Here is a 24156-nt window from a genome sequence, read left to right as displayed (position 1 = left end):
ACTCCTTTTTTCTCTCAGTCCTTATTTACCCCAACGAAGAGCGACTGCTCCCCACGTTAATCCGCCGCCAAAACCAACAAGTATAATTAAATCACCATCTTGAATACGTCCGTTTTGCAATTCCTCTACCATCGCAATCGGAATGGAAGAAGCTGATGTATTACCGAACTTCTCAATTGTCATACTCATTTTTTCTTGTGGTAAATTTAATCTCTCTCTTGCAGATTCCATAATACGAATGTTCGCTTGATGCGGTACTAAGAAATCCACATCTTCTTTCGTAAGACCTGCTTTATCTAAAACGCGAAGACAAGAATCCCCAAGTTGACGAACGGCAAATTTAAAGACTTCTCTGCCATTCATCATAACATACTCGTCTTGATAAAGATGCTTACCGCCACTTCCGTCCGCTCCTAATTCGAAAGATAGAACACCTTTACCTTCTGAAACAGCTCCCATTACAATCGCACCGGCTCCGTCTCCAAATAGTACTGCTGTATTTCGATCGTTCCAGTCTACAATTTTAGATAGTTTATCACTACCAACTACTAGTATATTTTTATAAGTTCCCGTTTGAATAAATTGCTGCGCTGTAATCATTCCGTACATAAAACCAGCACACGCTGCACTTAAATCCATTGCAGCTGCATGTTTTGCGCCAATCGCTTCTTGAATAACACAAGCTACTGCTGGAAAAGCACGATCTGGCGTTACTGTGGCTACTAAAATAAGATCGATATCCTCTCCGCTAATCCCTGCATCTTCAAGTGCTTTTTTAGAAGCCTCTACGGCCATATATGAAGTATCTATTGTATCATCGGCAATGCGTCTTTCCGCAATCCCTGTTCTCGTACGAATCCATTCATCGGATGTATCCATTATTTTCTCTAAATCGTGATTTGTGACTACTTTTTCTGGCACATATCTTCCGATCCCTAAAATGCCCACGTTCACATCGCAGCCCTCCGTTTTATATCAATTATTATGACTTGGTACTAATTTTAAAACATAAATGTATTTTTGTCTAGAATATATTTCAGCTAAAACATAAAGCTAACGCATTATTCACCTTATTGTTCATGAAAAGAAACGGAAACATACCTTTCCCTATTCTTTCGAAATATAAAAAGGCCCGAACCGCTTCTACTTACGGTTCGGGCCTTTCTTCCGTCTAAAAAAATGCTTTTATTCTTTATCTGCTTTCCCGAGCTCATATGCTTCGTTCATAACTTTCATCAATAACTCTAATACTGGTTGAGCTTTCTCCATATCAAGCGCAATTCCATTATCATCTAAAATGGCCTTAGCTTCTGGTAAATGCTTCATTGCGATTTGTAAAAATTGCATGCTTTTCTCATTCATATTACGTTCTTCCTCTCCATTAAAACTTTCACATACATAGTGTAACATGCTCTCTATCCTTCGTATAACTCTTTATATTTTTTCATATGTGCCAATTGTTTATTTAAACCGTATTCTAACGGAGTATTTCTTTTTATTGAAATATCCTCGGCCGCTCCATCTCTTTCTTCCGCATTCTCTTTATTCACTTTATCCTCTGCACGTAAAAGGTTCATACCTTTTTTCCATAATGATTTTTTGCCACTAAGTAAATTATATATACCGAGATGCTCCTCGTTCATTCCATTTTCCCATAAGTATTCACATACATCTTCAACGTACAGTAGATCACTTCCGTTTTCCTCACTCACATAATGGCACTCTTTCTCACCCAGTTCTGATAACATGAGCTGATGATACATCATAAAAGATGGTTGCCATGGACCATATAATGTAGGAACTCGAAATACACTATATTGTACCTCTCCTTTTTTCAATCCTTCTTCCACTTTCGAAAATAAACGTTTATTTTCGGACTCATCTGCGTTTCCTACTTCAATAGAAGAAATTAGATTTAACTTCACTTTATGTTCTTCACACAGTCTTATCATTCGCTTTAAATACTGTAATATAACTCTTTCATTTCGAAAGCCCCTTTGTTGATTTGGTTCATACAGACAAAAGTAAACGGCATCAAATTTCTCTTCCTCTACGGATCTCCATCCGTCTTCATCTCTTATCGAATAATACGTAAATAACGCATTTCGCCCAATTAACAATAACTTCTCTTCATTAATTTTTGTCATACTATCAAATTCATCAAAATCAAGACCATATACTTCTACTTCTTCTGCAATCATTTTATTCACAAGGTGATAACCTACAAACGTAAGTGCACCTATAATTAGCACGCGTTCCATACCACCAGCCCTTTCCCCTTGAAACAAATAGCTCCTCATTTATGTATATGGGAGCTTCACAATTCTTCTTCATATTTTTTAAAGAAATCAGTCGTTTGCCTAACCATTTTATATTTCACATCTTGCAGATGGAATAAGACAGAAGTATCGCATTGGTTCAATTGCCTCATTTTCTCGTATTTACGTAGCAGCTGTTTTCTTCCTCTTTTTTCTTGTGTTGATACAAAAATTTTAACAGGTACACAAGACGGAAGAAGCGTAAATGATTTCTTATTTATTTTCGCTTCTAATTCTTCTTCTTTAGCATCATACGCCAAACTTAATTCCTTCAAGAGTCTCTTGTAAAAAAATTTATGCTCTTTCTCAAACTCCACATATTCTGGTAAATCTAAACACGGATTTAACATAATGACAGAACGTATACATTCAGGGTATTTGTTCATCATTTCAAGCGCAACAAGTGCTCCCATACCATCTGCCATAATGTGCATTTTTGCATTTAATGTCTCTTTTCTCAACACAACGTCATATAGACGTTTCGCTAGACGAACAGATTGGTCGTTTCCCCAATGTCTTCCGTATAAATTAGAAGAAAAGACCGTATAGCCTTCCTCAATAAGGCCATGTAAAAAATAAGATCTACCTGTATGCTGTGTCCATAAACTTGTACCATTCTCAATAAAGTAGTTGTAATCACCAAGAAGCATGACAGAAAATCCATTTGGCTTCTCTGGTAAATAAATAACGCATGGTTCTTTTTCTAAGTAAAAAAAACGTTCCGTAATACTCATTTTTCCCCCGCCTTATTTTCTAAACGTATAAAAGTACTCTTTTATAATGTATGAACGGAATGCAAATTTGCGTTGAAAAATCTACAAATATTTTTCTATATTCTTTTTTCAATTGTGTTACAATAAGGACAGATTGAACGAATAGAGGTGTAAAATATGCGTTTCATTTGGGCATTAATTTGGTCGTTCTTGCTTGTACATATGATGAGCTACGTAATCGGCTCTATGACTGGCGGTACATACGATTTTAACCAAGCGTCTATTTTCTCAGTTGTTCTTGCGGTATTCGTACTAGCAATTTCAGCTGCAATTCCAAACGAGCCAGTAGAACAACACTAAAAAAAGAGTCCGGATTTTATCCGAACTCTTTTTTACATGGATAAAAATCCTTTATTATCCTTTAACGGTTAAATAACTAATATAAGGACAAAAAGCACTATTCTCTTATTAAAAAAGACTATATCGTAATATAAAGGAGTAATGTTATTAATTTCAAAGATTATAAGATTTGCAATATTTACGGCCAGCAAATGTGGCATAATCAAGCTATAATTATCGGTAACAAAAAAGGATTAGAACAATTAAGGGATATGATTGATGTAGCATTAACTGAAAATCAAAGTGAAGATATTTTCTATCCAACCGATTTTGAAGGATACGAATTGAAAATTATTTGTCTAGAAGATGAAAAAACATTGGAGCACTTAGCTTTGCCCTACCACGATGAAAATTACTACACTCAAACCGATAATGAAGTTGCACCAGAGTCTATAAACAATAAAAAAAGCACTTAAGAGTGCTTTTTTTAATAGACTGTGGAGAAATCCTCCTCCACAACCTATTTTCATTTCACATGAACAACTAACTCGTTATTTTCTACATCAACCACTACATGACTATTGTCAGTAATCGTACCTGCAATTAATTCTCTCGCTAATTTCGTCTCAACTTGACGCTGTACATATCTTTTTAATGGACGGGCTCCGTACATCGGATCGAAGCCAGCTTCGACAACAAACTCTTTCGCTGCGTCTGTTAATTCTACCGTAATGTGACGGTCAGCTAAACGACCTTGTAATTCTTTTACAATTTTATCAACAATACCTTTAATTTCATTCGTTGTAAGAGGTTTGAATAAAATAATTTCGTCGACACGGTTTAAAAACTCTGGTCGGAAATGTCCTCTTAATTGTCCCATTACAAGCTCTCTTGATTCCTCTTTAATGGAGCCATCATCTTCTAATCCATCTAATAAATGAGCAGATCCAATATTTGAAGTCATAATAATAACTGTGTTTTTAAAGTCTACTGTACGTCCTTGCGAATCTGTAATGCGACCGTCATCTAACATTTGTAATAAAATGTTGAATACTTCTGGATGTGCTTTTTCGATTTCGTCTAATAAAATAACCGAATACGGTTTACGTCTTACCGCTTCTGTTAATTGACCGCCCTCTTCATATCCAACATATCCAGGAGGCGCACCAATTAAGCGTGACACAGCGTGTTTCTCCATATACTCAGACATATCAATACGAATCATTTGTTCTTCACTATCGAATAATGACTGCGCTAACGTTTTTGCAAGTTCTGTTTTACCAACACCAGTAGGTCCTAAGAAAATGAAGGAACCAATCGGACGGTTCGGGTCTTTGATACCTGCGCGCGCACGAAGAACTGCGTCTGATACTAAGCTTACCGCTTCCTCTTGTCCGATGACACGCTCTGATAAAATTTGCTCTAATCGTAATAATTTCTCACGTTCACCTTCAACGAGTTTTGCGACAGGAATACCAGTCCAGCGTGAAACAATATCAGCAATCTCTTCTCCACTTACTTCCTCACGTAATAAACGATTTTCTTGTTTATTATGCGCGCCCATTTCTTCTGCTTCTTTTAACTCTTTTTCAATTGCAGGAATTTTTCCGTGGCGAAGTTCCGCTGCTCTATTTAAATCGTAATTACCTTCTGCTTCTTCTAATTCACGGCGCAGACGCTCTAAATGTTCACGTAAGTCACGAACTTTGTGAATATCTTCTTTTTCTTTCTCCCATTTGGCTCTCATACCACTTGCAACTTCTTTTAAATCCGATAATTCACGTTGCAACGTTTTTAGACGTTCTTGGCTACCAAAGTCCTTTTCTTTTCCAAGAGCCGCTTCTTCAATTTCTAGCTGCATAATGCGGCGCGTTACTTCATCTAATTCTGTCGGCATAGAATCGATTTCTGTACGAATTGTTGCACACGCTTCATCGACAAGATCAATTGCTTTATCTGGTAAGAAACGGTCCGAAATATATCGATCTGATAAAACTGATGCTGCTACAATCGCGCGGTCATGAATATTTACACCGTGATAAATTTCAAAGCGCTCTTTTAAACCACGTAAAATGGAAATTGTATCTTCAACAGTTGGTTCTTCTGCTAATACTTGTTGGAAACGTCTTTCTAGCGCTGGATCTTTCTCAATATATTTACGATATTCATCTAACGTCGTCGCCCCGATACAATGCAGTTCACCACGCGCAAGCATCGGTTTTAACATATTTCCTGCATCCATTGCGCCTTCTGTTTTACCAGCGCCGACGATTGTGTGAAGTTCATCAATGAATAGTAAAATACGACCTTCACTCTTTTTAATTTCATTTAATACAGCTTGGAGACGCTCCTCAAACTCACCGCGGAATTTCGCTCCAGCTACAAGCGCACTCATATCTAATGCAAAAATTGTTCTATCTTTTAATCCTTCAGGTACATCCTTTTTCACAATACGCTGTGCTAACCCTTCAACAATTGCTGTTTTACCAACACCTGGTTCACCAATTAAAACTGGGTTGTTTTTCGTTTTACGTGAAAGAATGCGGATTACGCGGCGAATTTCACTATCGCGGCCGATAACAGGGTCAATTTTCCCCGCTCTTACTTCCGCCACTAAATCACGACCATATTTTTCTAACGCTTCATAAGTTGCTTCTGGATTTTGACTAGTCACTCTTTGATTCCCCCGAACTGTCATTAAAGACTGTAATAAGTTATCTTTCGTAATATGAAATCTTGTAAATAATTGGTTTATATCGCCTTTTTCTTCAGTAAAAGCAAGTAATACATGTTCAACTGAAATGTAATCATCTTGCAATTTTTCTGCTTCTTTTCCTGCTCTTACAAGCAGTTGTTGCAAAGCACCTGTTATATATAATTTACCTGCTTCTGCACCGCTTCCCGTTACAGAGGGCTTTTTCTTAATTAAACCTTCAGCACCTTGTTTTAACGCTTCTATATCGACATTCATTTTTTGAAAAATACGTACTGCTAGCCCATCTTGCTCTTCTAATAATGTAAACAAGAGATGAACAGTATCTACTTCTTGATGATGATGAGATACCGCTAAAGATTGAGCACTCATAATCGCCTCTTGTGTTTTTGTTGTCATTTGATTTAAGTCCATCTTTACAGTCCTCCAAATGTTTGACTTTCTTTGACCTTTGATTTGATTATACGCCAACTGACTTTTTTATACAATAATTTTGATTATGTATTTTCAAACTTATTATTAGAAAAAGAAAAAGGGAGCATGCATGATACGACTGAAAAATATACGGTAAATGAAATTAAAATGGATGACGACAAAAAAGCCGCAATAATAATTGCGGCTTCTTTTACGGTTTTCTTTTATATGTCCACTGGCGGTTATGATTTGTGTTATCTGGAAACTTTTCACCAGCAGTTAATTTTACCATTTGCGGATCTTTCACCATACTTCCCGTTTCACCAATTTCTACGTAAATGCCATCATTCGGCGCTTTTTGTCCAGAACGAAACCTACGATTTTGCCCCATTTCCATTCTCCTTCCATGACGTCTTTGCCTCATTAGTATATCCATTTTAAAAGAAAGCTTGTCTGTCATGTTTAGGAAACAAGTACTACATTTCATTCTTGTACATATACATGAATGACACAAGCTTAAAGCAGGGATTTCTTCCCTATTTGTAGAAAAAAAAGAAACCAACCTACTATAGGCCAGTTTCAAAGGAGAGTCAAACATATACGAGAAGATTACATGTTCATTATAAGCCTCATCCTACGAACAATGTAACCCTTTTCACAATTTGTCCATAATGAAAGAAACATTGTTTGAACTTTCTAAAAAGATGTTGACTTTTCTTAATTTCCAGCGAGAAATAGTAGACACCGTAACACTTTGCGACGTAAGATGGATATATAGTGAAGTTTCCATCTTTGGTGGTCTCACCCAGCTTAACCTCTTATTTCTGCATATTAAAACGGAAATACAGATAGAAACAAAAATAAATTATTATAAGAGGTGAAATTATGAACAAACAGCATTTAATCGCACTAGACTTAGACGGCACTTTATTAACAGACAACAAAATAATTTCCACTCGAACGAAACATACAATTGCAAAAGCAAAGGAACAAGGACATATTGTCGTTATTTCAACAGGACGTCCATTCCGCGCTAGTTATGATTACTATAAAGAACTTGGTTTAAATACACCAATCGTAAACTTTAATGGCGCTTACGTACATCACCCTCTTGATTCAAAGTGGGGCACACATCACTCTCCTCTTGAGCTAGCAACAGCGCAAGAAATTGTCCGAGCTTGCTTTGATTTTGGCGTAAAAAATATATACGCTGAAGTAATGGATGATGTGTATGTTCGTGAAATTGATGAAGATAAAAAACATATTTTTGAATTCGGTTCTCCAAACATTTTTACAGGAGACTTATTAAATATTTTAAACGATCATCCAACTTGCTTATTAATTGACGCACATGACGAGCATTCCAGTGCAATTCGTCAACATTTAACTGATATGCATGCTGAAGTAATTGACCATAGAAAATGGGGCGCACCTTGGCCGATTATTGAAATTGTAAAAAGCGGATTAAATAAAGCCGTTGGACTACAAAAAATTTCTAGTCATTACAACATTCCACAAGAGCGAATTATCGCTTTCGGTGATGAAGATAACGACTTTGAAATGATTGAATTTGCTGGTCACGGCATCGCAATGGGAAATGCCATCCCTGAATTAAAATCGCTCGCAAACCATACGACGCTAACGAACGAAGAAGATGGCATTGCACTATATTTAGAAGAGGTTCTTGGGTTGTAATCTAAAAATTCCCTGCTTATAGTTTCTCGCCAAACGCTCATACTATCATTAGACGCAAAAGTTAGCGCGTCGATTGTTTTCAGCTAAATAAAGGGGGTTTTTCGAATGGGTAAAAAGAATAAATCAAAACGTTTTATCCAACAAGGAGCCGATGCTGTTATGAAGCATGATGCAAGATTCCCGTACCGAGGTACATTAGCTGAGGCAGAAAAAGCGAGAAGTAACTCTTCTTTTGGAGGGGTCTAAATGGGGAACTTACTATTTCAACAAGCTAGAGATGCTGTTGCAAATGCCGTATCTTGTTCAAGCGGTGCCGAGCAACAAGATCTCGTATATAGAGCCAAAAACGCTTTGCACTCTGCATACGCAAACTCTTCAACAGCTGAAAAAGCTCAGCTACGTGAAATGCAAGAGCAGTTGCAAAACATTACGAATGCACATTAAAAAAGAGGACCAGCTTTGGTCCTCTTTAATCTTTTCGAAACAATCCGAACACCCCAACCGTTTGCAGTACGTTTGTAAATGCACCTGGGTCCACTTGTTTAATAACCCTCTCTAATTCGTACAGTTCGTAACGAGTAATAACAATCATTAACATTTCCTTATTTTCATTCGTATAAGCACCAGTTGCTGGTATAGTTGTAATCCCCCTCACTAAGCGTGAGTGAATCGCCTTTCGTACATCCGCCCCATTCTTCGTAACGATTAACGCCGTAATCTTCACATGACGCGTATGAATTGCATCGATGATTCGCGTTGACACATACAAAGTCACTAAAGTATATAATGCTTTTTCCCATCCATACACATAGCCGGCAGCGATAATGATCAGTGCATTAAAGAAGAAAAAATACGTACCGACAGGCTTGTCTTTAATCTTTGATAAAATCATGGCGATTATATCTAAACCACCTGTAGAAGCCCCCCACTTCAACGCAATCCCTACCCCGATTGCTGAAATAAGCCCACCAAAAATCGCATTTAATATGATGTCGTTTGAAACTGCTCTAACTGGGATAATTTCTAAAAACATAGTCATAAAGATAACGCAAAGAAAACTAAAGAAAGTAAAGGCCTTTCCAACCTTTTTCCAGGCTAAAATAACGACTGGAATGTTAAACAAGCTAAATAATACCCCGGTTGATATGTGAATAGATAAAAAATCACCTAATATTTGTGATAGCAATTGAGACAATCCAGCAAAGCCACTTGCATACACTTTCGCTGGCGTTAAAAATAAATTCATTCCAATCGCATTTAACAAACCTGCGACGATTACAACGATTAACTTCTTTATAAGTTCGGTATAATTCAACTTCAAATCCATTTCCAATCCACCTTCATTATTCATGAGTACACTGCTATACATAGTCTTTACGAAAAAGGAAATGATAAACGTACAACGTTTAGAAATGGAGTTGATACATATGCCACATACGAGTGATAACGACAAAAAAGCACGCGATAATAATGCAAAACGCGCGCAAAAAAATGAGCAAGAACAAAAGAATATAGAACAAGGTAAGCGTGCCTATTCTAAAAAGACTGATCACCTTTGATTCCATCGTACACCGACAATATTGTTGGTGTACTTTTTTTACAGTTTACAGGGAAAAAACATTAAAAATTCACTTCATGTTCACTTCTATATTCTACAATAGCGATAACATATTCGGATGAGGTGTTAGCATGAGAGGGAAACACATTTTCATTATTACTGCACTACTAAGTATATTAATGCTATCTGCTTGTGGACAAAAAAACGACTCAGATACAGTCGCTACAGCAACAGACTCAACCATTACGAAGAGCGACTTCGAAAAACAGTTAAAAGATCGTTACGGAAAAGACATGCTGTACGAAATGATGGCGCAAGACGTTATCACGAAAAAATATAAAGTATCTGACGATGATGTAGATAAAGAATTACAAAAAGCGAAAAATCAATACGGAGACCAATTTAAAAACGTATTGAAAAACAATGGTTTAAAAGATGAAGCTGATTTCAAAAATCAAATTAAGTTCAAACTTGCTATGAATGAAGCGATTAAGAAAAGTATTACAGAAAAAGACGTGAAAGACCACTATAAACCTGAAATTAAAGCAAGCCATATTTTAGTAAGTGACGAAAATGAAGCGAAAGAAATAAAGAAAAAATTAGATGCTGGTGCTTCATTTGAAGAACTAGCAAAACAAGAATCGCAAGACCTACTATCAAAAGAGAAAGGCGGAGACCTTGGATACTTCAATTCAGGTAGAATGGCACCTGAATTTGAAACTGCTGCCTATAAACTAAAGGTCGGACAAATTAGCAATCCCGTTGCATCACCAAACGGTTATCATATTATTAAATTAACTGATAAAAAAGCTTTAAAGCCTTATGATGAAGTGAAAGACTCTATTCGCAAAAACTTAGAAGAAGAACGTATCTCTGACCCTATATTCGGCAAAAAACTATTGCAAAATGAATTAAAAAAAGCAAATATTAAAATAAACGATAGTGAGTTGAAAGATACGTTCACTCTTGTACATGAGCAAGGGAATTAAAAAAGCACCACCTTATAGGTAAAATATAAGGTGGTGCTTTTTATTTCCTTTATTTCTTAAAGTACGTCCAACCTTCTTCTTGGTAAACCTTTTCTTCTTTCATCAACTTACCAAGTGCACGCTTAAATGCAGCTTTACTCATATTGAAACGTTCTTTAATGTCTTCTGGATAGCTCTTATCCCAAAACGGCATTGCTCCGCCTCGTTCTTCCATATATGCATAAATCACTGCAGCATCATCTTCCATTCCTTCTTCCTTACGAGGAAGAAGAGAGATGTTAATTGTACCGTCATCTTTTACATCAATAATTCGTCCCGTTACACGCTGACCGATGCGAACTTGCTCTTTTCTTTCTGTATGATGTAAAAATGCACGGAAATGCTCATCTGTTAATACGAACGAACCAACTTGAAGTGAACGATACACACGTCCGTTTACGTTTTTATTACGCATAGATGGTGTCGCATCTACAACGATTTCTTGCATATCACTATCTCTTGCTGGAAGAGCAATTAAACGATCACGATTCGTTAATTTTAACGTACAATATAATTCGTCTCCAACTTCTGGCCATACTGGCATATAAATTGGGAATTCATCAGCTGGAATTAGTATATCTTTTGATACACCAATATCAACAAACACACCTAGACTAGGAATGACTTCTACAACCTTTACCCAGTTCCAATCATACGTTGTAATAATTGGTTCCTTCATTGTTGCCGAAATACGATTTTGGTGATCAAGATATAAGAATACATCAATCGTATCGCCTTCTTCAATTTCTCCAGCTACTTCATTTTTATGTAGGAAAATTTCTTCTTCTTCATTCCCAACCATATATCCGATTTCCGTTTCGCGTAAAACAGTTACCTGCTCAATCGATCCTATTTGTAAATACATATTTTTTTAATTCCCTTCTCTATATATAAAATGAACTTTTTTAACTTTTTATATTTTTATCATTCCAAACAAAAGTTAATTATAACACGATTTTCTCTTTATTTGTCCAACTGCCCAAAATTCACTATAATAAAATGAGGTTACATCATTATAAGCATGAAAACACTTAAGTCTAAGCTCGTTTTCAGCTATACTTTAGTATGTACAGTACATAAAAAGATTAGAAATTTATTTGGAGGTGCTAACTATGGCAAAAGATAGTTCTTTTGACATCGTTTCGAAAGTAGAATTACCTGAAGTAACAAACGCAATTAACACTGCATTAAAAGAAATCCAAAACCGATATGACTTTAAAGGAAGTAAAAGTGATATTAAACTTGAGAAAGAAGTACTTGTTTTAACTTCTGACGATGAGTTCAAATTAGAGCAAGTAAAAGACGTTCTTATTTCTAAACTCGTAAAACGTAACGTTCCAATTAAGAACTTAGATTACGGAAAAGTTGAAGCGGCGGCTGGTAACACTGTTCGCCAACGCGCAACACTTCAACAAGGTATCGATAAAGATAACGCAAAAAAAATTAACAATATCATTAAAGAAATGAAATTAAAAGTAAAAACACAAGTACAAGATGATCAAGTACGTGTTACGGCGAAAAGCCGTGATGACTTACAAGCAGTTATCGCAGCAGTTCGTAGCGCTGATTTACCAATTGACGTACAATTTATTAACTACCGCTAAAAAGAAAAACATCCTCTGCATAGGGGATGTTTTTCTTTTTAGCGGGTAGAAACAATATGACGAGGACAAGAAGGTATTTGCGGTGAAAATTGCTGAGCGAACAGTGTTTATTCATGCGAATATCTTACAGGTGACCGCGTTGTTAGACTAGGTCTCATTGTAGAATTTTTTTATACATGGAATTGAGGATAACCTTTTAAAAATAAGGAAAAGACACCTTAGAACATTTCCCTTCAACTTGAAGCACTTTCTTTATCAATTGAATCCCAAACCAAAATCCCTCTCCTACTCAAGCGTAACAATTTATGAGTATAAGAATATTTTCCACCCTTCAATGTAATGTAAAATTAATAAGGAATCTTATTCCGTAAAAAAAGTTAATTATAAAAGAGTTAGAAGTGGTTATTTGAAGAAGTTAATATTATGTTTTTTATTGGCTATACTCTCTCTACATATGACAGGATGTTCTAATAATGTAACTACACTAAATGATAAATCTAATTGCATTCACAAAGCTTGGTACAAAAAAACTACGTTATGTAATAATTTAAAGAAACACTAAATAGTTGATGATAAAGCTCATAAAAAAAAACACTTTAAGTTGCCTTCCTCTTACTTGAACCATCTTAATTTTAATATGGAAGGAAAAGAAGTATAAAGTGTTAATAAGGATGCAGATTTCAAAATAGAAAGTACGTTAAGTAAACTTTCATTAAAAAATTCATATTAAGTAATAATATTTTAGAATCAAGTTTATAAAAAATATTAAGAGGTTTATAAGTGTAAAACCTACAGGAACTTTTCCTGTAGGTTTTATTGTACTATAAGTAGTTATTTAGCAATTATGTTTTTCGAAATATCCTTCTTTAATTATTTGTAATTTTTTTTCGTTTTTTGTTAATTCAAATATAAATAACGCTGTTTTCATGTTATCAGCAACTTCTTCTTTATTAGATTGTTCAAGCTTTAATAAATTCGAACCTTTTTCATAGTATAGTTCACCCAATAAGTATAAAGTATTTAGATTAATAGCTAATTTGATACCCTTATCAATGTATTTTTTTGCTTCTTCGTATTGATATGTGTAATTTAAACATTTTGCTAAATTATAAATAATTTTTAATTTAATTTCTTTATCTCTAGGAAAATCTAACTTATCAAAATTATTTAAACATCTTTTTAATATATTAATACTCTCTTTATATTCTTTATTTTCTGCATGAAATATAGCCATTGTCTGCATAATATCTATTTCTCTCTCTGTTAAAAAATCAATATTCGTTACAGTTATTTTTAATGCATTATTCAAAAGAGTTAAAGCTGTTTTTATTGAGTTATTCACACGATATATAGCAATTGCTTCATGCCATATTAGAAATTGTTTATCTTCTTTCATTCGAAAATTATTTAAGTTTTTTTCTTTTGTTACTATTTCATAAAGCTCTTTATATTGATGTTGTCTTATGCAGTCTTTCATTACAAATTTTACATTTTCTATATATTTTAATTTTTTGTTTTGAGTTAGTGCAAATATATTATTTGGATCAATACCAAGCCTTTCTGATAATTGATATAACAATATGCTAGATGGATAAATCACACCTTTTTCAATCTTGCTAATTTGACTTTGTGAACATATTCCATGACACAATTCGGATTGTGATATATTTTTTTTAATTCTAAGTTCTTTAATGGTAATACCCAAATCGTAAAATTCCATTTTCGCTCCTCAAATATAACCCTTAATGAGTATAAAATTAGTTTTCATCTTTTAATGTAATGTAAAATTAGTATAGTTGCAATTATTGTTTCTTCTATTGTTCTTTTCACTTCTTTGCTCAGATGCATTTCGAGGCGCGAGTCTTACTTCGCAGAAAAACAGGTTAAGGAGAAAGTCTTCTCTTTAACCTGATCCCCTATACTTATTAAGAGCAACGCCTTACCTTAAACTGAAGACGAGATACTAAAGAAAATCGTTACTTATTTCCGTCTCTTTTTAACCGCAATTAAAAAAGCAATAAACAATACGTTCACACCAACTATTAAGGAGATAAATAACCAATTCACACCTGTTTCTCTATTAACTTTATACACATTTGATTCTTCACGCTTTAAAACGAGATAAAACTTTCCATTTTCTTCTCGTATAATTTCATCTTCTAACAATCCTCTTAACTCTTGTTTTTCACCAATCGTACTTGCAGGTAAAGCAACTTTTTGCGTCTCTTTCGTATTATTAATCGCTACTAATGTGACTTCATCTTTATACTTTCTCTTTAGTACACTCATTCCATCTTTATCGTATAGAAGCTCAAACGTACCGCGGCGTAAAGATGGTCTCGCTTGTCTAAGCTCACCAAGTTTCGTTATGTGTTGCATAAACTTTTCATCTGATTTGAAGTCCATTAATCGTCTATTATCTGGCGTACCTCCTCCATCCAATGCAATTTCAGTTCCGTAATAAAAATTCGGAATACCTGGTGTTGTTAATAAATATGTAAGAGCTAGTTTCAAACGAGATGGTGGATAATTCATATTCTCTTTTGCAATACGAGCAAATCTTTTTGTATCTTGATTATCTAAAAATGTAGCGGCTGCTCCGTCTTTTTTACTCACATCATATAAAGGTTTCACCGATACGTCCGCTTTGGAAAACGCATCTACTATTTTTTCGTTGTATTCACTATCTTCTTTTGTCATAACTCGAAAATCTTTCTTTATCACTTGCATATCTTTTTGCACATCATCCCAAAAAGCAGGCGACTTTTTTTCACTATGTATTACATAACTTGCATCTAAATCAACTTCTTTGATCCACCATTTCATCGAGTCAATTACTTGTTGTTCGTTTTCTCCAAGTGGAAATTGAAATACAACTTTCATTCCTTTTGCATGAGCTTCTTGCACAAGTTCTTTCACATCATTTTCTGTTCCGAAATGTTCATTTACCTTCTGAAAATTGCGCACGTCTAACCCATCGTATTTTACACTTTCAAAAAGCGGCGAAAGCATAACAGTAGTAAATCCCATTTCTTTTATGTAATCCAACCTTTTTATAATACCTCTTATATCTCCGCCCTGATATCCTTCTAAATTGCCAACTTCTAACTGTTTGTCATTTTTCGGTTCCCCATTATTAAAACGATCAATCATAATGGAATATATAACTTCGTCTCGCCACTCTCTTTTTTCGTCTGCAAATGTATGTATTGGTACAAACAAAACGACAGCTAAACAAAAACAAATGAATAGTTTCCTAGTATGTATTTTCCCCACACGCATCCCCCATGTATTTTAATTGTAAGAATATTATACCAATTATCCGAACGAATCGCATACGTTGATTTCATTCTTATTAAATTACTCCATGTTAGATTTTCTAACATTACATATAAAGTTTTCTGAATTTTTAGTTGATTTTTCTCTTTATTTCGAATATGATATGAAACATAACAAATTGATGTTATTTTTTCTAACATTATAGGAGGAGAGAGAATGAATACAGGAGATACGGTTTTTATGTTTGTAGCGACAGTAATGGTCATGTTAATGACACCAGGATTAGCACTTTTTTATGGAGGTATGGTTCGCAGTAAAAACGTACTCAGTACGACAATGCATAGTTATAGCGCAATGGCTATCGTTTCGATTCAATGGATTGTAATTGGTTATTCTTTATCATTCGGACCCGATTGGCACGGACTTATCGGCACATTCAATTGGTTCGGTTTAAACGGAGTTACCTACGCACCAAATCCAGACTACTCATCTACTATTCCTCACAATTTATTTATGATGTTTCAACTCATGTTTGCTATTCTAACCCCCGCTCTAATTTCAGGAGCATTTGCCGAAAGAATGCGATTTTCAGCTTTCCTTATTTTCATCCTTCTATGGACAACAATCGTTTACAATCCTGTCGCTCATTGGGTATGGGGCGTTGGCGGATGGCTAAGAGAACTTGGCGCATTAGACTTCGCTGGCGGTAATGTCGTTCATATTACATCTGGCGTGGCTGGCCTCGTATTAGCTATTTTCCTTGGAAAACGAAAAAACATAAACGGTTCGTCTCCTCATCATTTACCATTTACGATGTTAGGCGCTGGGCTGCTATGGTTCGGCTGGTTCGGTTTTAACGTCGGAAGCGCATTATCTTTAAATGATGTAGCTTTAACTGCATTTATTAATACAAATATAGCTGCCGCTGCCTCCGCATTAACTTGGATGCTTTCAGAGTGGTTCTTCCAATCAAAACCGACCGCGATGGGAGCTGCTTGTGGCGCCGTTTCCGGTCTAGTCGCTATTACACCAGCTTGCGGGTTCGTTACACCTTTCTCAGCTCTTCTTATCGGAGCAATTGGCGGCGTATTATGCTTCGGAGCGGTCTTTTTCTTAAAAACAAAATTCGGATACGACGATACACTCGATGCATTTGGATGTCACGGCATCGGCGGAACTTGGGGCGGCATTGCGACAGGACTATTTGCAACTACTACCGTAAACAGCGATGGCGCTAACGGATTATTTTACGGAAACGCCGCGTTGCTGTTTAAACAACTTGTAGCAATCGGTGCAACATATGCGTTCACAATTATAATGACGTACGCGATTATTAAAGCAATTAACTTCTTCCTCCCTGTCCGGGTAGATGAGCACGAGGAACATATGGGACTTGATATTTCAATGCATGGGGAGAAAGCTTATGAGTATGTAGAAAAATCGGCTAATTAAAACGAAAAAGGTGTACTCCGTTCTAACACGGGGTACACCTTTTTCGTATATTCATAACGATACAATTATCCCAAACTATTGGTATATAAATATCTTTATCTATCTATTCATATAAACATCTTATCTTTTCATTAGTGCATTTAAAACAAGTTGTACCGCAACCGCATCATCTAAATAGCCGATTGGAAATATATAATCTGGGATTACATCGACCGATAATATAAAGTAAATGAGCGCACTTCCCATTAAAGCAAGTTCTGCAGTCGTTCCTTTCTTCTTCGAAAATCTCTCGTACAATTCTTTTAAATCATTAATAAATGGGCCGATACTGCTTACCTTTTGAATCTTTTCAAGAAACCCCTTTTCAATTGTTTCTTTCCCTTCTTCTGTTTGCGAATATTGTTCATAATTCGCTAACTGCTGCTCTACATTTGATATACTAAACTTTTGATCATATAGCTGAGCAGATTCAAGTAAGTGTTCAATATTATTAATGGAAACGTGAATATCAGATTGCTCCTCCTGTTTCGTGTCAATAGAATAACCTGCCGCTACAAACAAATCACCTACCGGAACATCAAGGCTCTCTGCGAACTTTTGCAAATGCTTCGGATTCGCCTTTCGCTTACCATTTACAATCATTGAAATTGTAGCGGTATCAATATTAGTGAGCGCACTAAGTTTTCGCATCGATAAAGACTTTTCCTTAAGTAATTTTTTCAACAACAATCCAAGATTACTTTTTTCATTATCTTGAGACATATCTCATTCCCCTTTATTCACGAGAATAACCATAGTTATTATATGAAAAATAACTACATCACTATACATTTTATATTAACAAATTTTTCTGACCATTTACAAGATAGAAGTCCCTTTATATGTTTACATTTTACAAACAAAAAAGCTATCTTCTATTCAAGATAGCTTTTTAAAATCATTTTAACCATTTCCGCAATAATACAAATACACTACCGCAAATTATATAAGAACTCACGAATATGACGATGGCCATAAAAAATGAATGATGTAGAGAAAAGGTTAGTATCATCAATAAGAAAGATACAAAGAATAAATCTAATAAAATAAAGTACCCTGAAGTTAAAACACTTTCTACTAACTGCAACTCCGACTCTAACTCCGAGTACTTTAGCCTTTTATACAGTAATCTCAATTTCACTCACCTTCTATGAATTAATCAAAAAATGCAGCAAACGCAATAACTAATAATAATGTTCCACTAATCAATGTACCAAACTGACCTAAAGTGAACTTACCGATACGAACATGAGCAATCTTTCTCCCTAACGCAACTCCGCCCCATACTGTAATAAAACTACCCACTGCAGCGGCAATACAAATCGCAATTGGATTCAAACCAAATAATCCTGCGCCTAAACCATTCGTTAGTGCATTCGCAGACAAACCAATTCCAAGAAAAATAGATTCTACAAAACCGATTTCACCAGATTTACCGATATTTTTCGTTAAACCATTTATTTCTGTACTTGCCACTTCTCCCTCAGTCTCTTGCACCGGAACTTTACGAGGAATTGCTAGTAAAATAATTCGGAGACCAATTATCACTAATAAGAACGAACCGATTACAACAGGCATAATCCCAGGTAAAATTTTTGACAGCCATAAGCCAAAATATATTCCTACTACACTAAATAAAAAACAAATTATCGAAATAATAAAGTTTGATAGATGACTAATTTTTATATTTCGAATGCCGTAAGAAATTCCTACTCCTAAGTTATCGATACTTGATGAAAATGTTAATGCCAATACCATTATCCATGCTGCCATTTCGTTCACCCCTTCATATTGTTGAACATTCCGGAAACTAACGTGACATACATAGTACGGAATATGGATAAGGGAGACAAAACTCCCTATATCCCTTCCAATTAACGGCCCTGTTTACAAACGTGGTAGCGTGAACCACTTCATTATATTCATGCGATTCACCTTTCCTTTTTCACGAACAGATCGAAAAATTTCTCCTGTAAAAGACCCCATTTTAGTAGCAATCTCTTTTTGCATCTCTTTATTTTCTGATGCTACCTTTACACTCAAGTCTAACGCCTGTTCAAAATGCTCTAACGCTTTTTCTAAATGGTAATCTACATTTTGTTCAACAACTTTATGCGTCATTTCTTACTTCCTCCTTTTCCTCAACCTTTGCAGCCGCTTCTATTACCTCTTGCTCTTCAGCATAATCATCTTCAACATAAGAAAGTTCTTTCTCAAATTGTTTTTGCATTCTATCCATTTTCGCTTCTACAATAATATCTTCTACTTCTTCTTTAATTGTTTCAAAAGTAGATTTCACAACTTTTGTACCTGATTCAGCAAGTGGACGAAGTGTATTTCTTACAACAGGTAATAAAGCGGCACTCGCTAACGCTAAAGTAGACCCAATAACAATTTTTCGTATCATCTTCATTACTCCTTTACACTGTTTTTAATAATGCTAGTTCATTAACTGCCAATTTTTTCGAATCATCATTCTTATATGAAACTAAATTAATAATAGGTTTTGAAATTTGAGATACTGTGCCCGCTACAAGAAGAACAGGTACCCATTGCATAAATGTCAATGGAACGGTATGGAATATACGAGCAAACGGCGGAACATATATAGTTGATAATAATACAAGCCAAGACGTTCCTAATGCTGTTACAAAGAAACGATCTTTTGACCAATCACGCATCGTTTCATCTGACCCTTCTTGTCTCCAAGAAAATGTTTGAATAAGTTGACCTGCAACTAATGCAGCAAATGCTGATGTTTGCGCTACCGCAAGAGGCACGCCAGCCGCTAAGCTCATACCGAATAAAGCAAGTGAACCCGCTCCAAGCAGTATGCCTCGCGTTACAACCTTTTTGTATAGCTCTTTATCAACAATATCTTGACGTTTCGTTTGCTTCGTTTTGTTTCCAGGATTTACAGCTAAAATCATCGCTGGTAAAGCATCCGTAATAAGATTCATTAATAAAATTTGAATTGGCACTAACGGAATGGGCATTCCTGCAATAACTGCTGCACTTGTCACTAATACTTCAGCTAAATTTCCCGTTAATAAACACCCAACCGCTTTTCGAATATTACCAATGATCGTTCTACCTTCTTTTACCCCTTCCACAATGGAACCGAAATGATCTTTTTTCAATATAAGATCGGCAGCCTCTTTCGTTACTTCTGTTCCCGTTTGCCCCATTGCAATACCGATGTTCGCTTTCTTTATAGCAGGCGTATCATTCACACCATCTCCAGTCATCGCAACAATTTGACCGTCAGCTTGATATGCAGTTACTATGCGTAATTTATGGGCTGGTGTTACTCGCGCAAACACAGACGTGTTTTTCACGATATTTTCCAACTCTTCATCTGTTAAATTATCAATTTCTATCCCTGTTAAAACACGATCATCACGATTCCAAATGCCAGTCTGCTTCGCAATAGAGATCGCCGTAGTCGGATGATCCCCAGTAATCATGACTGGTTTTACACCAAGTTCAATCGCTTCACGAATACTCTCTTCCACTTCAGGTTTCGGCGGATCAATCATACCAACTAATCCAACAAAAATAAGGTCATCATTTTCACCATTACTATACGCAAACGCTAATACTCGCAGCGCCTGTTCTGCAAAACCTTCATTTTGTTGTAAAATCACTTCTTTTTCCTCATCACATAACGGATAGATTTCGCCATTATGTTGATACCATTTACATCTAGTAAGAATCGCCTCTACAGACCCTTTCGAAAACTTATAGATTGATTCATTTTCCTTACAAACGACACTCATAATTTTCGTCTCAGAGTCAAACGGTTCTTCATGATGTCGTTCAAATGATTTCATATCTTCATGTGACACCCCCACTTTAGAGGCCAAACTTAACAAAGCTCCTTCAGTCGGGTCACCTTTCACAATCCACTGATCCTCCTCTTGTTCTAATTTACTATTATTACAAAGAACACTAATTTGCAGAACGCGAACTAAATCTGGATGTTCTAATGGTGTGTTTTCACTTTCATGATAAGTCACTTCTTCTACTTCCATCTCTACAGCAGCAGCGACTTTAGATGACGTTACATCCGAAATCTTACCAACTGGTTCATATCCGTCACCAGATACACTCCATACACGATTTGGCGTAGCGATCACTTTAACCGTCATTTCGTTCTTCGTAAGAGTACCTGTTTTATCAGAGCAAATAACCGTTGTTCTACCCAACGTTTCTAAACTGGAAAGCTTCCGAACGAGCGCATTTTGCTTCTGCATACGGAATATCCCTGCGCTTAAAGCGATTGTAATCATAATCGGCAAACCTTCTGGAACAGCTGATGCTGTAAGGGCAACCGATGTTGTAATCATTTGCGTAATTGGTAAACCACGTAGTAACCCCGCTACAAGTACAATACCACCAGCTACAAAAGCCCCTTTAATAAACGTTTTACTAATAGACGTCACCTTTTGCTGGAGTGGTGTAGGTTCTGTTTCTTCTCCTTTCATCAAGGAAATCATATAGCCCATTTCTGTATTCATCCCTGTTTCCACTACTATAGCTTTCGCCTTACCGCGCGTTACAGACGTACCCATAAAGAGCATATTATTCCGCTCCGCTAACGAACATTCTTCTCCTATAGCATCCACTTTCTTCTCAACAGGTAGAGACTCCCCCGTTAACATTGCTTCATTCACTTCCAAATTCCAAGAATGTATAGTACGAAGATCAGCAGGTACACGGTCTCCAGCCTGCAGGCAAACAATATCACCGGGAACAAGCTCACTACTTGCTATTTCTACTTCTTCCCCTTCTCGAAGTACTGTACAATTCGGCGCACGGAATTGATTTAAAGCTTCCACTACTTTTTCGGCCTTCCGCTCTTGAAGAGTTCCAATTACCGCATTGACAACGAGGATTATGCCCATTGCTAACCCGTCAAACACACCGCCTGATAATACAGACAATCCAGCTGCTCCAAGTAAAATAAGCGATGTAAACTCTTTAAATTGGCCCATAAATGAAACAATCCAAGGAACAGACTGCTTCGGTTCAATTGTATTCACCCCATACTTTTCTTGTCGCACTTGCACTTCTTGCTCACTTAATCCTCGCTGTTTCTCCACTTGCAAATCATTTATTACATCTTCTTGCGAGAGTGTATACCATTTAGTAGAAGGTTCTCTCACTGACGAGTCGTTCTTATTTACTATCTCTTTATTAGAAAAAATCTTCTCACTCACCCGCTTTGCTCTAGATAAAAATGTTAAAGATAGAGCATTCGCCATTAAAGCGATGACAGGTGCAGTAAATATAGACCAAACAGCCAACATCTCTCCAGCAATATTCCACATTTTTGCTACTCGAAAATGTTCCTTCACTAGCATATCTATTCGTTTTGCATACGCTATTGATTGGAAAATATTTTTCATTTCATAGTGAGCTACTGACGGAAATTCAATCTTTTCCTCACATACAAATAACACTTCTTCCCCATTCAAACGGATACGCTCTACACGTTCTACAACATCGCTATGTCGCCAGCTTGTATCTATACCGTATTGCGTAAGAACATCCTCATTTATATTTAAACTATTTCCCATAACAGCTATTGCCCATTTATTTTCGTTTAACTTATGAAAGATATGTGCAAACTCAGGAACAATTGTTATTTTTGATCCAACTAACAATCCGAGGCATTTTTGACCCTTTGCTACAAACTGAATGTTAAATCCTTCTTTGCTTAGTCTCTTCGCTTCTAACTCATATAGGCTTATATCTACACCATTTCGTTCTGCAAATTCTTTACTACCGACAAAAGATGGCATACCTTGTATTTCACCTTTTATCCCTTCATCATCAGCTTCAACTTCAAAAGCTTTCCTTAACGTTCTTCTTGTTTGCTTCGCTCGTTGCACAACCTCATCTTTCCAATCATGCTCACTTTTCTCTAGTAACGAAGCTGCCGTGCACAAAACTTGCCCTTCATCTTCTGAAACGCAGCTAATCTCCGCTTCTTCATTACGGAATATACGAGACACATCGTCAAATACGACCGTTCTCGTTCGAGACAATTGAGATAATGACCCTTCATTTGGAATAACGTATCCTCTTTCTCGCGCAACGAGATCCCCTTGTCGCCACGCATACTCAGCAGATGAAACAGCAGGTTTTGGATTCGCAGCTAATAAAACCGCCATTCCGCGTAACGGATTTCTCGTAAATGCCCATGTTGCTCCGCCAAAAAGCATACCCCATTTCGATTGTCTTTCACTGTATGCTTTAATCTCCGGGGATAAAATCCTTTCTTTGTACGAATCTGTTTCTTCATTTATATTCGCCTGACTACGCTTCCAATTTAAATAGTTTAATAGACTAAGTCCCGCTAATACGATAATATTTTCTCGCGCAAGTGCTAGCGCTAGCGTTCCTATGCCAAGCACTAAATCAGAATTCACTTTTTTGCTAGCAACCATTTTTTTGAATCCTCGTTTAAGAAACGGATATCCTGTTACAACGGATAAAGCACCCGATACATAAAAAAGCCCTGGACTTCTAGCTAAAGCTGACCTTCCCATAAATAATTGCTTTATACCAAATGCACCTAATCCAGCGACAGAAAGCGCTAACGGTAACGGGACACCTTCACCTTTTTTCTCGTAAGAAATTACACTAGATGAAGAATCTTCTACTTTCTTCGTTTCTTCCATATTATTAAGGTTATTATTTTTTGTAATTTGTTCTTCTAGGAGTTTAATTATTTCACAAATTGTATGTAGAGAGGTCTTGTTGATATCGTAAGTAATAAGGGCTCTTCCCGTAGAAATAGAGGGACTTACTTGATAAATACCTTCCACGTCACGAAAACGTTCTACTATCAAGTTCGCCATATTTGTATTGTATTTCAGTTTATATATTTCAATTCGAATTCTTCCAGGTAACGATCGTATAAATCTCGTTTTCAATGATTTACTCTGCATCATCATCCTCCTTATTCTTGTAAATGAAATAACATCACTTACTAT

Annotated in this window: 25 protein-coding genes; 9 read left to right on the top strand and 16 right to left on the bottom strand. The window is 36.1% G+C overall.

Translation table 11 applies throughout. The features are described 5' to 3' along the window. Nucleotides 1-21: 21 nt before the first annotated feature. The 4 genes from fabH to ACTFRN_RS07790 form a co-directional block, all read right to left on the bottom strand. Nucleotides 22-954: a beta-ketoacyl-ACP synthase III gene (gene fabH, locus ACTFRN_RS07805; protein WP_001100536.1), complete on the bottom strand. Its 933-nt coding sequence runs from the start codon at nt 952-954 to the stop codon at nt 22-24. A gap of 231 nt (nt 955-1185) precedes the next feature. Continuing rightward, nucleotides 1186-1362 (bottom strand): ComZ family protein, encoded by a 177-nt coding sequence (locus tag ACTFRN_RS07800; RefSeq protein ID WP_001986215.1) that lies wholly within the window; start codon nt 1360-1362, stop codon nt 1186-1188. A gap of 53 nt (nt 1363-1415) precedes the next feature. Further along, nucleotides 1416-2288: an NAD-dependent epimerase/dehydratase family protein gene (locus tag ACTFRN_RS07795; RefSeq protein ID WP_000486158.1), complete on the bottom strand. Its 873-nt coding sequence runs from the start codon at nt 2286-2288 to the stop codon at nt 1416-1418. A gap of 29 nt (nt 2289-2317) precedes the next feature. Beyond that, nucleotides 2318-3052: a hydrolase gene (locus ACTFRN_RS07790; RefSeq protein ID WP_000028715.1), complete on the bottom strand. Its 735-nt coding sequence runs from the start codon at nt 3050-3052 to the stop codon at nt 2318-2320. A gap of 156 nt (nt 3053-3208) precedes the next feature. On the opposite strand from ACTFRN_RS07790, the gene ACTFRN_RS07785 reads away from it, so the two are divergent. Then, nucleotides 3209-3391 carry a YjzD family protein gene (locus ACTFRN_RS07785; RefSeq protein ID WP_001211115.1) on the top strand — a complete coding sequence of 61 codons (183 nt, stop codon included), beginning with the start codon at nt 3209-3211 and terminating at the stop codon, nt 3389-3391. Nucleotides 3392-3582: 191 nt separating this feature from the next. Continuing rightward, nucleotides 3583-3846 carry a hypothetical protein gene (locus tag ACTFRN_RS07780; RefSeq protein ID WP_000264678.1) on the top strand — a complete coding sequence of 88 codons (264 nt, stop codon included), beginning with the start codon at nt 3583-3585 and terminating at the stop codon, nt 3844-3846. Nucleotides 3847-3896: 50 nt separating this feature from the next. On the opposite strand, the gene clpB is transcribed toward ACTFRN_RS07780, so the two are convergent. Beyond that, on the bottom strand, nt 3897-6497 hold the full coding sequence (clpB, locus tag ACTFRN_RS07775; protein WP_088106550.1) for an ATP-dependent chaperone ClpB: 2601 nt from the start codon (nt 6495-6497) through the stop codon (nt 3897-3899). A gap of 211 nt (nt 6498-6708) precedes the next feature. Beyond that, complete coding sequence (locus tag ACTFRN_RS07770; protein WP_000531421.1) at nt 6709-6888, bottom strand: YjzC family protein; 180 nt, start codon at nt 6886-6888, stop codon at nt 6709-6711. 494 nt (nt 6889-7382) lie between these two features. On the opposite strand from ACTFRN_RS07770, the gene ACTFRN_RS07765 reads away from it, so the two are divergent. From ACTFRN_RS07765 to ACTFRN_RS07755, 3 genes are all read left to right on the top strand, one after another. After that, nucleotides 7383-8192, top strand: coding sequence for a Cof-type HAD-IIB family hydrolase (locus ACTFRN_RS07765; protein ID WP_001041235.1), 810 nt, complete (start codon nt 7383-7385; stop codon nt 8190-8192). Nucleotides 8193-8297: 105 nt separating this feature from the next. Beyond that, nucleotides 8298-8438, top strand: a complete 141-nt coding sequence (locus ACTFRN_RS07760; protein WP_000516816.1) for a hypothetical protein — start codon at nt 8298-8300, stop codon at nt 8436-8438. After that, entirely contained in the window at nt 8439-8636 is a 198-nt protein-coding gene (locus ACTFRN_RS07755) for a DUF3813 domain-containing protein (RefSeq protein ID WP_000527391.1), read from the top strand. It begins immediately after the preceding gene. 25 nt (nt 8637-8661) lie between these two features. Here ACTFRN_RS07755 and ACTFRN_RS07750 read toward each other — a convergent pair whose 3' ends face one another. Beyond that, complete coding sequence (locus ACTFRN_RS07750; protein ID WP_000364453.1) at nt 8662-9519, bottom strand: YitT family protein; 858 nt, start codon at nt 9517-9519, stop codon at nt 8662-8664. Between the two features lie 100 nt (nt 9520-9619). On the opposite strand from ACTFRN_RS07750, the gene ACTFRN_RS07745 reads away from it, so the two are divergent. Further along, nucleotides 9620-9751, top strand: a complete 132-nt coding sequence (locus tag ACTFRN_RS07745) for a DUF3941 domain-containing protein (RefSeq protein ID WP_001120845.1) — start codon at nt 9620-9622, stop codon at nt 9749-9751. A 130-nt stretch (nt 9752-9881) separates the two neighbouring features. Continuing rightward, complete coding sequence (gene prsA, locus ACTFRN_RS07740; protein ID WP_001214227.1) at nt 9882-10739, top strand: peptidylprolyl isomerase PrsA; 858 nt, start codon at nt 9882-9884, stop codon at nt 10737-10739. A 49-nt stretch (nt 10740-10788) separates the two neighbouring features. Here the strand turns inward: prsA and ACTFRN_RS07735 are convergent, their stop codons facing one another. After that, a complete protein-coding gene (locus ACTFRN_RS07735) occupies nt 10789-11643 on the bottom strand; it encodes a CvfB family protein (protein ID WP_000281266.1) in 855 nt (284 codons plus the stop codon). A gap of 247 nt (nt 11644-11890) precedes the next feature. On the opposite strand from ACTFRN_RS07735, the gene ACTFRN_RS07730 reads away from it, so the two are divergent. Continuing rightward, the gene (locus tag ACTFRN_RS07730) at nt 11891-12382 is read left to right on the top strand and encodes a YajQ family cyclic di-GMP-binding protein (protein ID WP_001040153.1); all 492 of its coding nucleotides are present in this window, start codon (nt 11891-11893) and stop codon (nt 12380-12382) included. Nucleotides 12383-13217: 835 nt separating this feature from the next. Here ACTFRN_RS07730 and ACTFRN_RS07725 read toward each other — a convergent pair. Both ACTFRN_RS07725 and ACTFRN_RS07720 read right to left on the bottom strand, forming a co-directional pair. Continuing rightward, on the bottom strand, nt 13218-14102 hold the full coding sequence (locus ACTFRN_RS07725) for a helix-turn-helix domain-containing protein (RefSeq protein ID WP_000397888.1): 885 nt from the start codon (nt 14100-14102) through the stop codon (nt 13218-13220). 260 nt (nt 14103-14362) lie between these two features. Then, nucleotides 14363-15664, bottom strand: a complete 1302-nt coding sequence (locus tag ACTFRN_RS07720) for an alpha-amylase family glycosyl hydrolase (RefSeq protein ID WP_049112534.1) — start codon at nt 15662-15664, stop codon at nt 14363-14365. A 213-nt stretch (nt 15665-15877) separates the two neighbouring features. Here ACTFRN_RS07720 and ACTFRN_RS07715 point away from each other — a divergent pair, with 213 nt between their 5' ends. Further along, the gene (locus tag ACTFRN_RS07715) at nt 15878-17113 is read left to right on the top strand and encodes an ammonium transporter (RefSeq protein WP_001091649.1); all 1236 of its coding nucleotides are present in this window, start codon (nt 15878-15880) and stop codon (nt 17111-17113) included. Nucleotides 17114-17233: 120 nt separating this feature from the next. Here the strand turns inward: ACTFRN_RS07715 and ACTFRN_RS07710 are convergent, their stop codons facing one another. The 6 genes from ACTFRN_RS07710 to ACTFRN_RS07685 form a co-directional block, all read right to left on the bottom strand. Further along, nucleotides 17234-17875 carry a helix-turn-helix domain-containing protein gene (locus ACTFRN_RS07710; protein WP_049112533.1) on the bottom strand — a complete coding sequence of 214 codons (642 nt, stop codon included), beginning with the start codon at nt 17873-17875 and terminating at the stop codon, nt 17234-17236. A 175-nt stretch (nt 17876-18050) separates the two neighbouring features. Next, nucleotides 18051-18287, bottom strand: a complete 237-nt coding sequence (locus tag ACTFRN_RS07705) for a hypothetical protein (RefSeq protein ID WP_071713437.1) — start codon at nt 18285-18287, stop codon at nt 18051-18053. 20 nt (nt 18288-18307) lie between these two features. Continuing rightward, complete coding sequence (gene ytaF, locus ACTFRN_RS07700; RefSeq protein ID WP_229130798.1) at nt 18308-18988, bottom strand: sporulation membrane protein YtaF; 681 nt, start codon at nt 18986-18988, stop codon at nt 18308-18310. Nucleotides 18989-19039: 51 nt separating this feature from the next. After that, entirely contained in the window at nt 19040-19273 is a 234-nt protein-coding gene (locus tag ACTFRN_RS07695; protein WP_000149057.1) for a hypothetical protein, read from the bottom strand. Then, a complete protein-coding gene (locus ACTFRN_RS07690; protein WP_000619722.1) occupies nt 19263-19559 on the bottom strand; it encodes a hypothetical protein in 297 nt (98 codons plus the stop codon). Before ACTFRN_RS07690 ends, ACTFRN_RS07695 begins: the two co-directional genes overlap by 11 nt. A gap of 13 nt (nt 19560-19572) precedes the next feature. After that, nucleotides 19573-24111, bottom strand: a complete 4539-nt coding sequence (locus ACTFRN_RS07685; protein WP_001190926.1) for a cation-translocating P-type ATPase — start codon at nt 24109-24111, stop codon at nt 19573-19575. Nucleotides 24112-24156: the final 45 nt, after the last annotated feature.

The sequence above is a fragment of the Bacillus cereus group sp. MYBK245-2 genome (assembly GCF_051916145.1).
Taxonomy (GTDB): Bacteria; Bacillota; Bacilli; order Bacillales; family Bacillaceae_G; genus Bacillus_A; species Bacillus_A pacificus.
The sequence above is the reverse complement of the archived record's forward strand: the minus strand, read 5'-3'. Positions and strand labels throughout refer to the sequence as shown.

Excerpts from the sequence above, each read along its gene's own strand:
- ACTFRN_RS07765 (WP_001041235.1), top strand. The coding sequence starts at position 7,383 with ATGAACAAACAGCATTTAATCGCACTAGACTTAGACGGCACTTTATTA.
- prsA (WP_001214227.1), top strand. The coding sequence starts at position 9,882 with ATGAGAGGGAAACACATTTTCATTATTACTGCACTACTAAGTATATTA.
- ACTFRN_RS07720 (WP_049112534.1), bottom strand. The coding sequence starts at position 15,664 with ATGCGTGTGGGGAAAATACATACTAGGAAACTATTCATTTGTTTTTGT.
- ACTFRN_RS07725 (WP_000397888.1), bottom strand. The coding sequence starts at position 14,102 with ATGGAATTTTACGATTTGGGTATTACCATTAAAGAACTTAGAATTAAA.
- ACTFRN_RS07710 (WP_049112533.1), bottom strand. The coding sequence starts at position 17,875 with ATGTCTCAAGATAATGAAAAAAGTAATCTTGGATTGTTGTTGAAAAAA.
- ACTFRN_RS07770 (WP_000531421.1), bottom strand. The coding sequence starts at position 6,888 with ATGGGGCAAAATCGTAGGTTTCGTTCTGGACAAAAAGCGCCGAATGAT.
- clpB (WP_088106550.1), bottom strand. The coding sequence starts at position 6,497 with ATGGACTTAAATCAAATGACAACAAAAACACAAGAGGCGATTATGAGT.
- ACTFRN_RS07730 (WP_001040153.1), top strand. The coding sequence starts at position 11,891 with ATGGCAAAAGATAGTTCTTTTGACATCGTTTCGAAAGTAGAATTACCT.
- ACTFRN_RS07785 (WP_001211115.1), top strand. The coding sequence starts at position 3,209 with ATGCGTTTCATTTGGGCATTAATTTGGTCGTTCTTGCTTGTACATATG.
- ACTFRN_RS07755 (WP_000527391.1), top strand. The coding sequence starts at position 8,439 with ATGGGGAACTTACTATTTCAACAAGCTAGAGATGCTGTTGCAAATGCC.
- ACTFRN_RS07800 (WP_001986215.1), bottom strand. The coding sequence starts at position 1,362 with ATGAATGAGAAAAGCATGCAATTTTTACAAATCGCAATGAAGCATTTA.
- ACTFRN_RS07750 (WP_000364453.1), bottom strand. The coding sequence starts at position 9,519 with ATGGATTTGAAGTTGAATTATACCGAACTTATAAAGAAGTTAATCGTT.
- ACTFRN_RS07790 (WP_000028715.1), bottom strand. The coding sequence starts at position 3,052 with ATGAGTATTACGGAACGTTTTTTTTACTTAGAAAAAGAACCATGCGTT.
- ACTFRN_RS07760 (WP_000516816.1), top strand. The coding sequence starts at position 8,298 with ATGGGTAAAAAGAATAAATCAAAACGTTTTATCCAACAAGGAGCCGAT.
- ACTFRN_RS07780 (WP_000264678.1), top strand. The coding sequence starts at position 3,583 with ATGTGGCATAATCAAGCTATAATTATCGGTAACAAAAAAGGATTAGAA.
- ACTFRN_RS07745 (WP_001120845.1), top strand. The coding sequence starts at position 9,620 with ATGCCACATACGAGTGATAACGACAAAAAAGCACGCGATAATAATGCA.
- ACTFRN_RS07715 (WP_001091649.1), top strand. The coding sequence starts at position 15,878 with ATGAATACAGGAGATACGGTTTTTATGTTTGTAGCGACAGTAATGGTC.
- ACTFRN_RS07695 (WP_000149057.1), bottom strand. The coding sequence starts at position 19,273 with ATGACGCATAAAGTTGTTGAACAAAATGTAGATTACCATTTAGAAAAA.
- ACTFRN_RS07735 (WP_000281266.1), bottom strand. The coding sequence starts at position 11,643 with ATGTATTTACAAATAGGATCGATTGAGCAGGTAACTGTTTTACGCGAA.
- ACTFRN_RS07685 (WP_001190926.1), bottom strand. The coding sequence starts at position 24,111 with ATGCAGAGTAAATCATTGAAAACGAGATTTATACGATCGTTACCTGGA.
- ACTFRN_RS07690 (WP_000619722.1), bottom strand. The coding sequence starts at position 19,559 with ATGATACGAAAAATTGTTATTGGGTCTACTTTAGCGTTAGCGAGTGCC.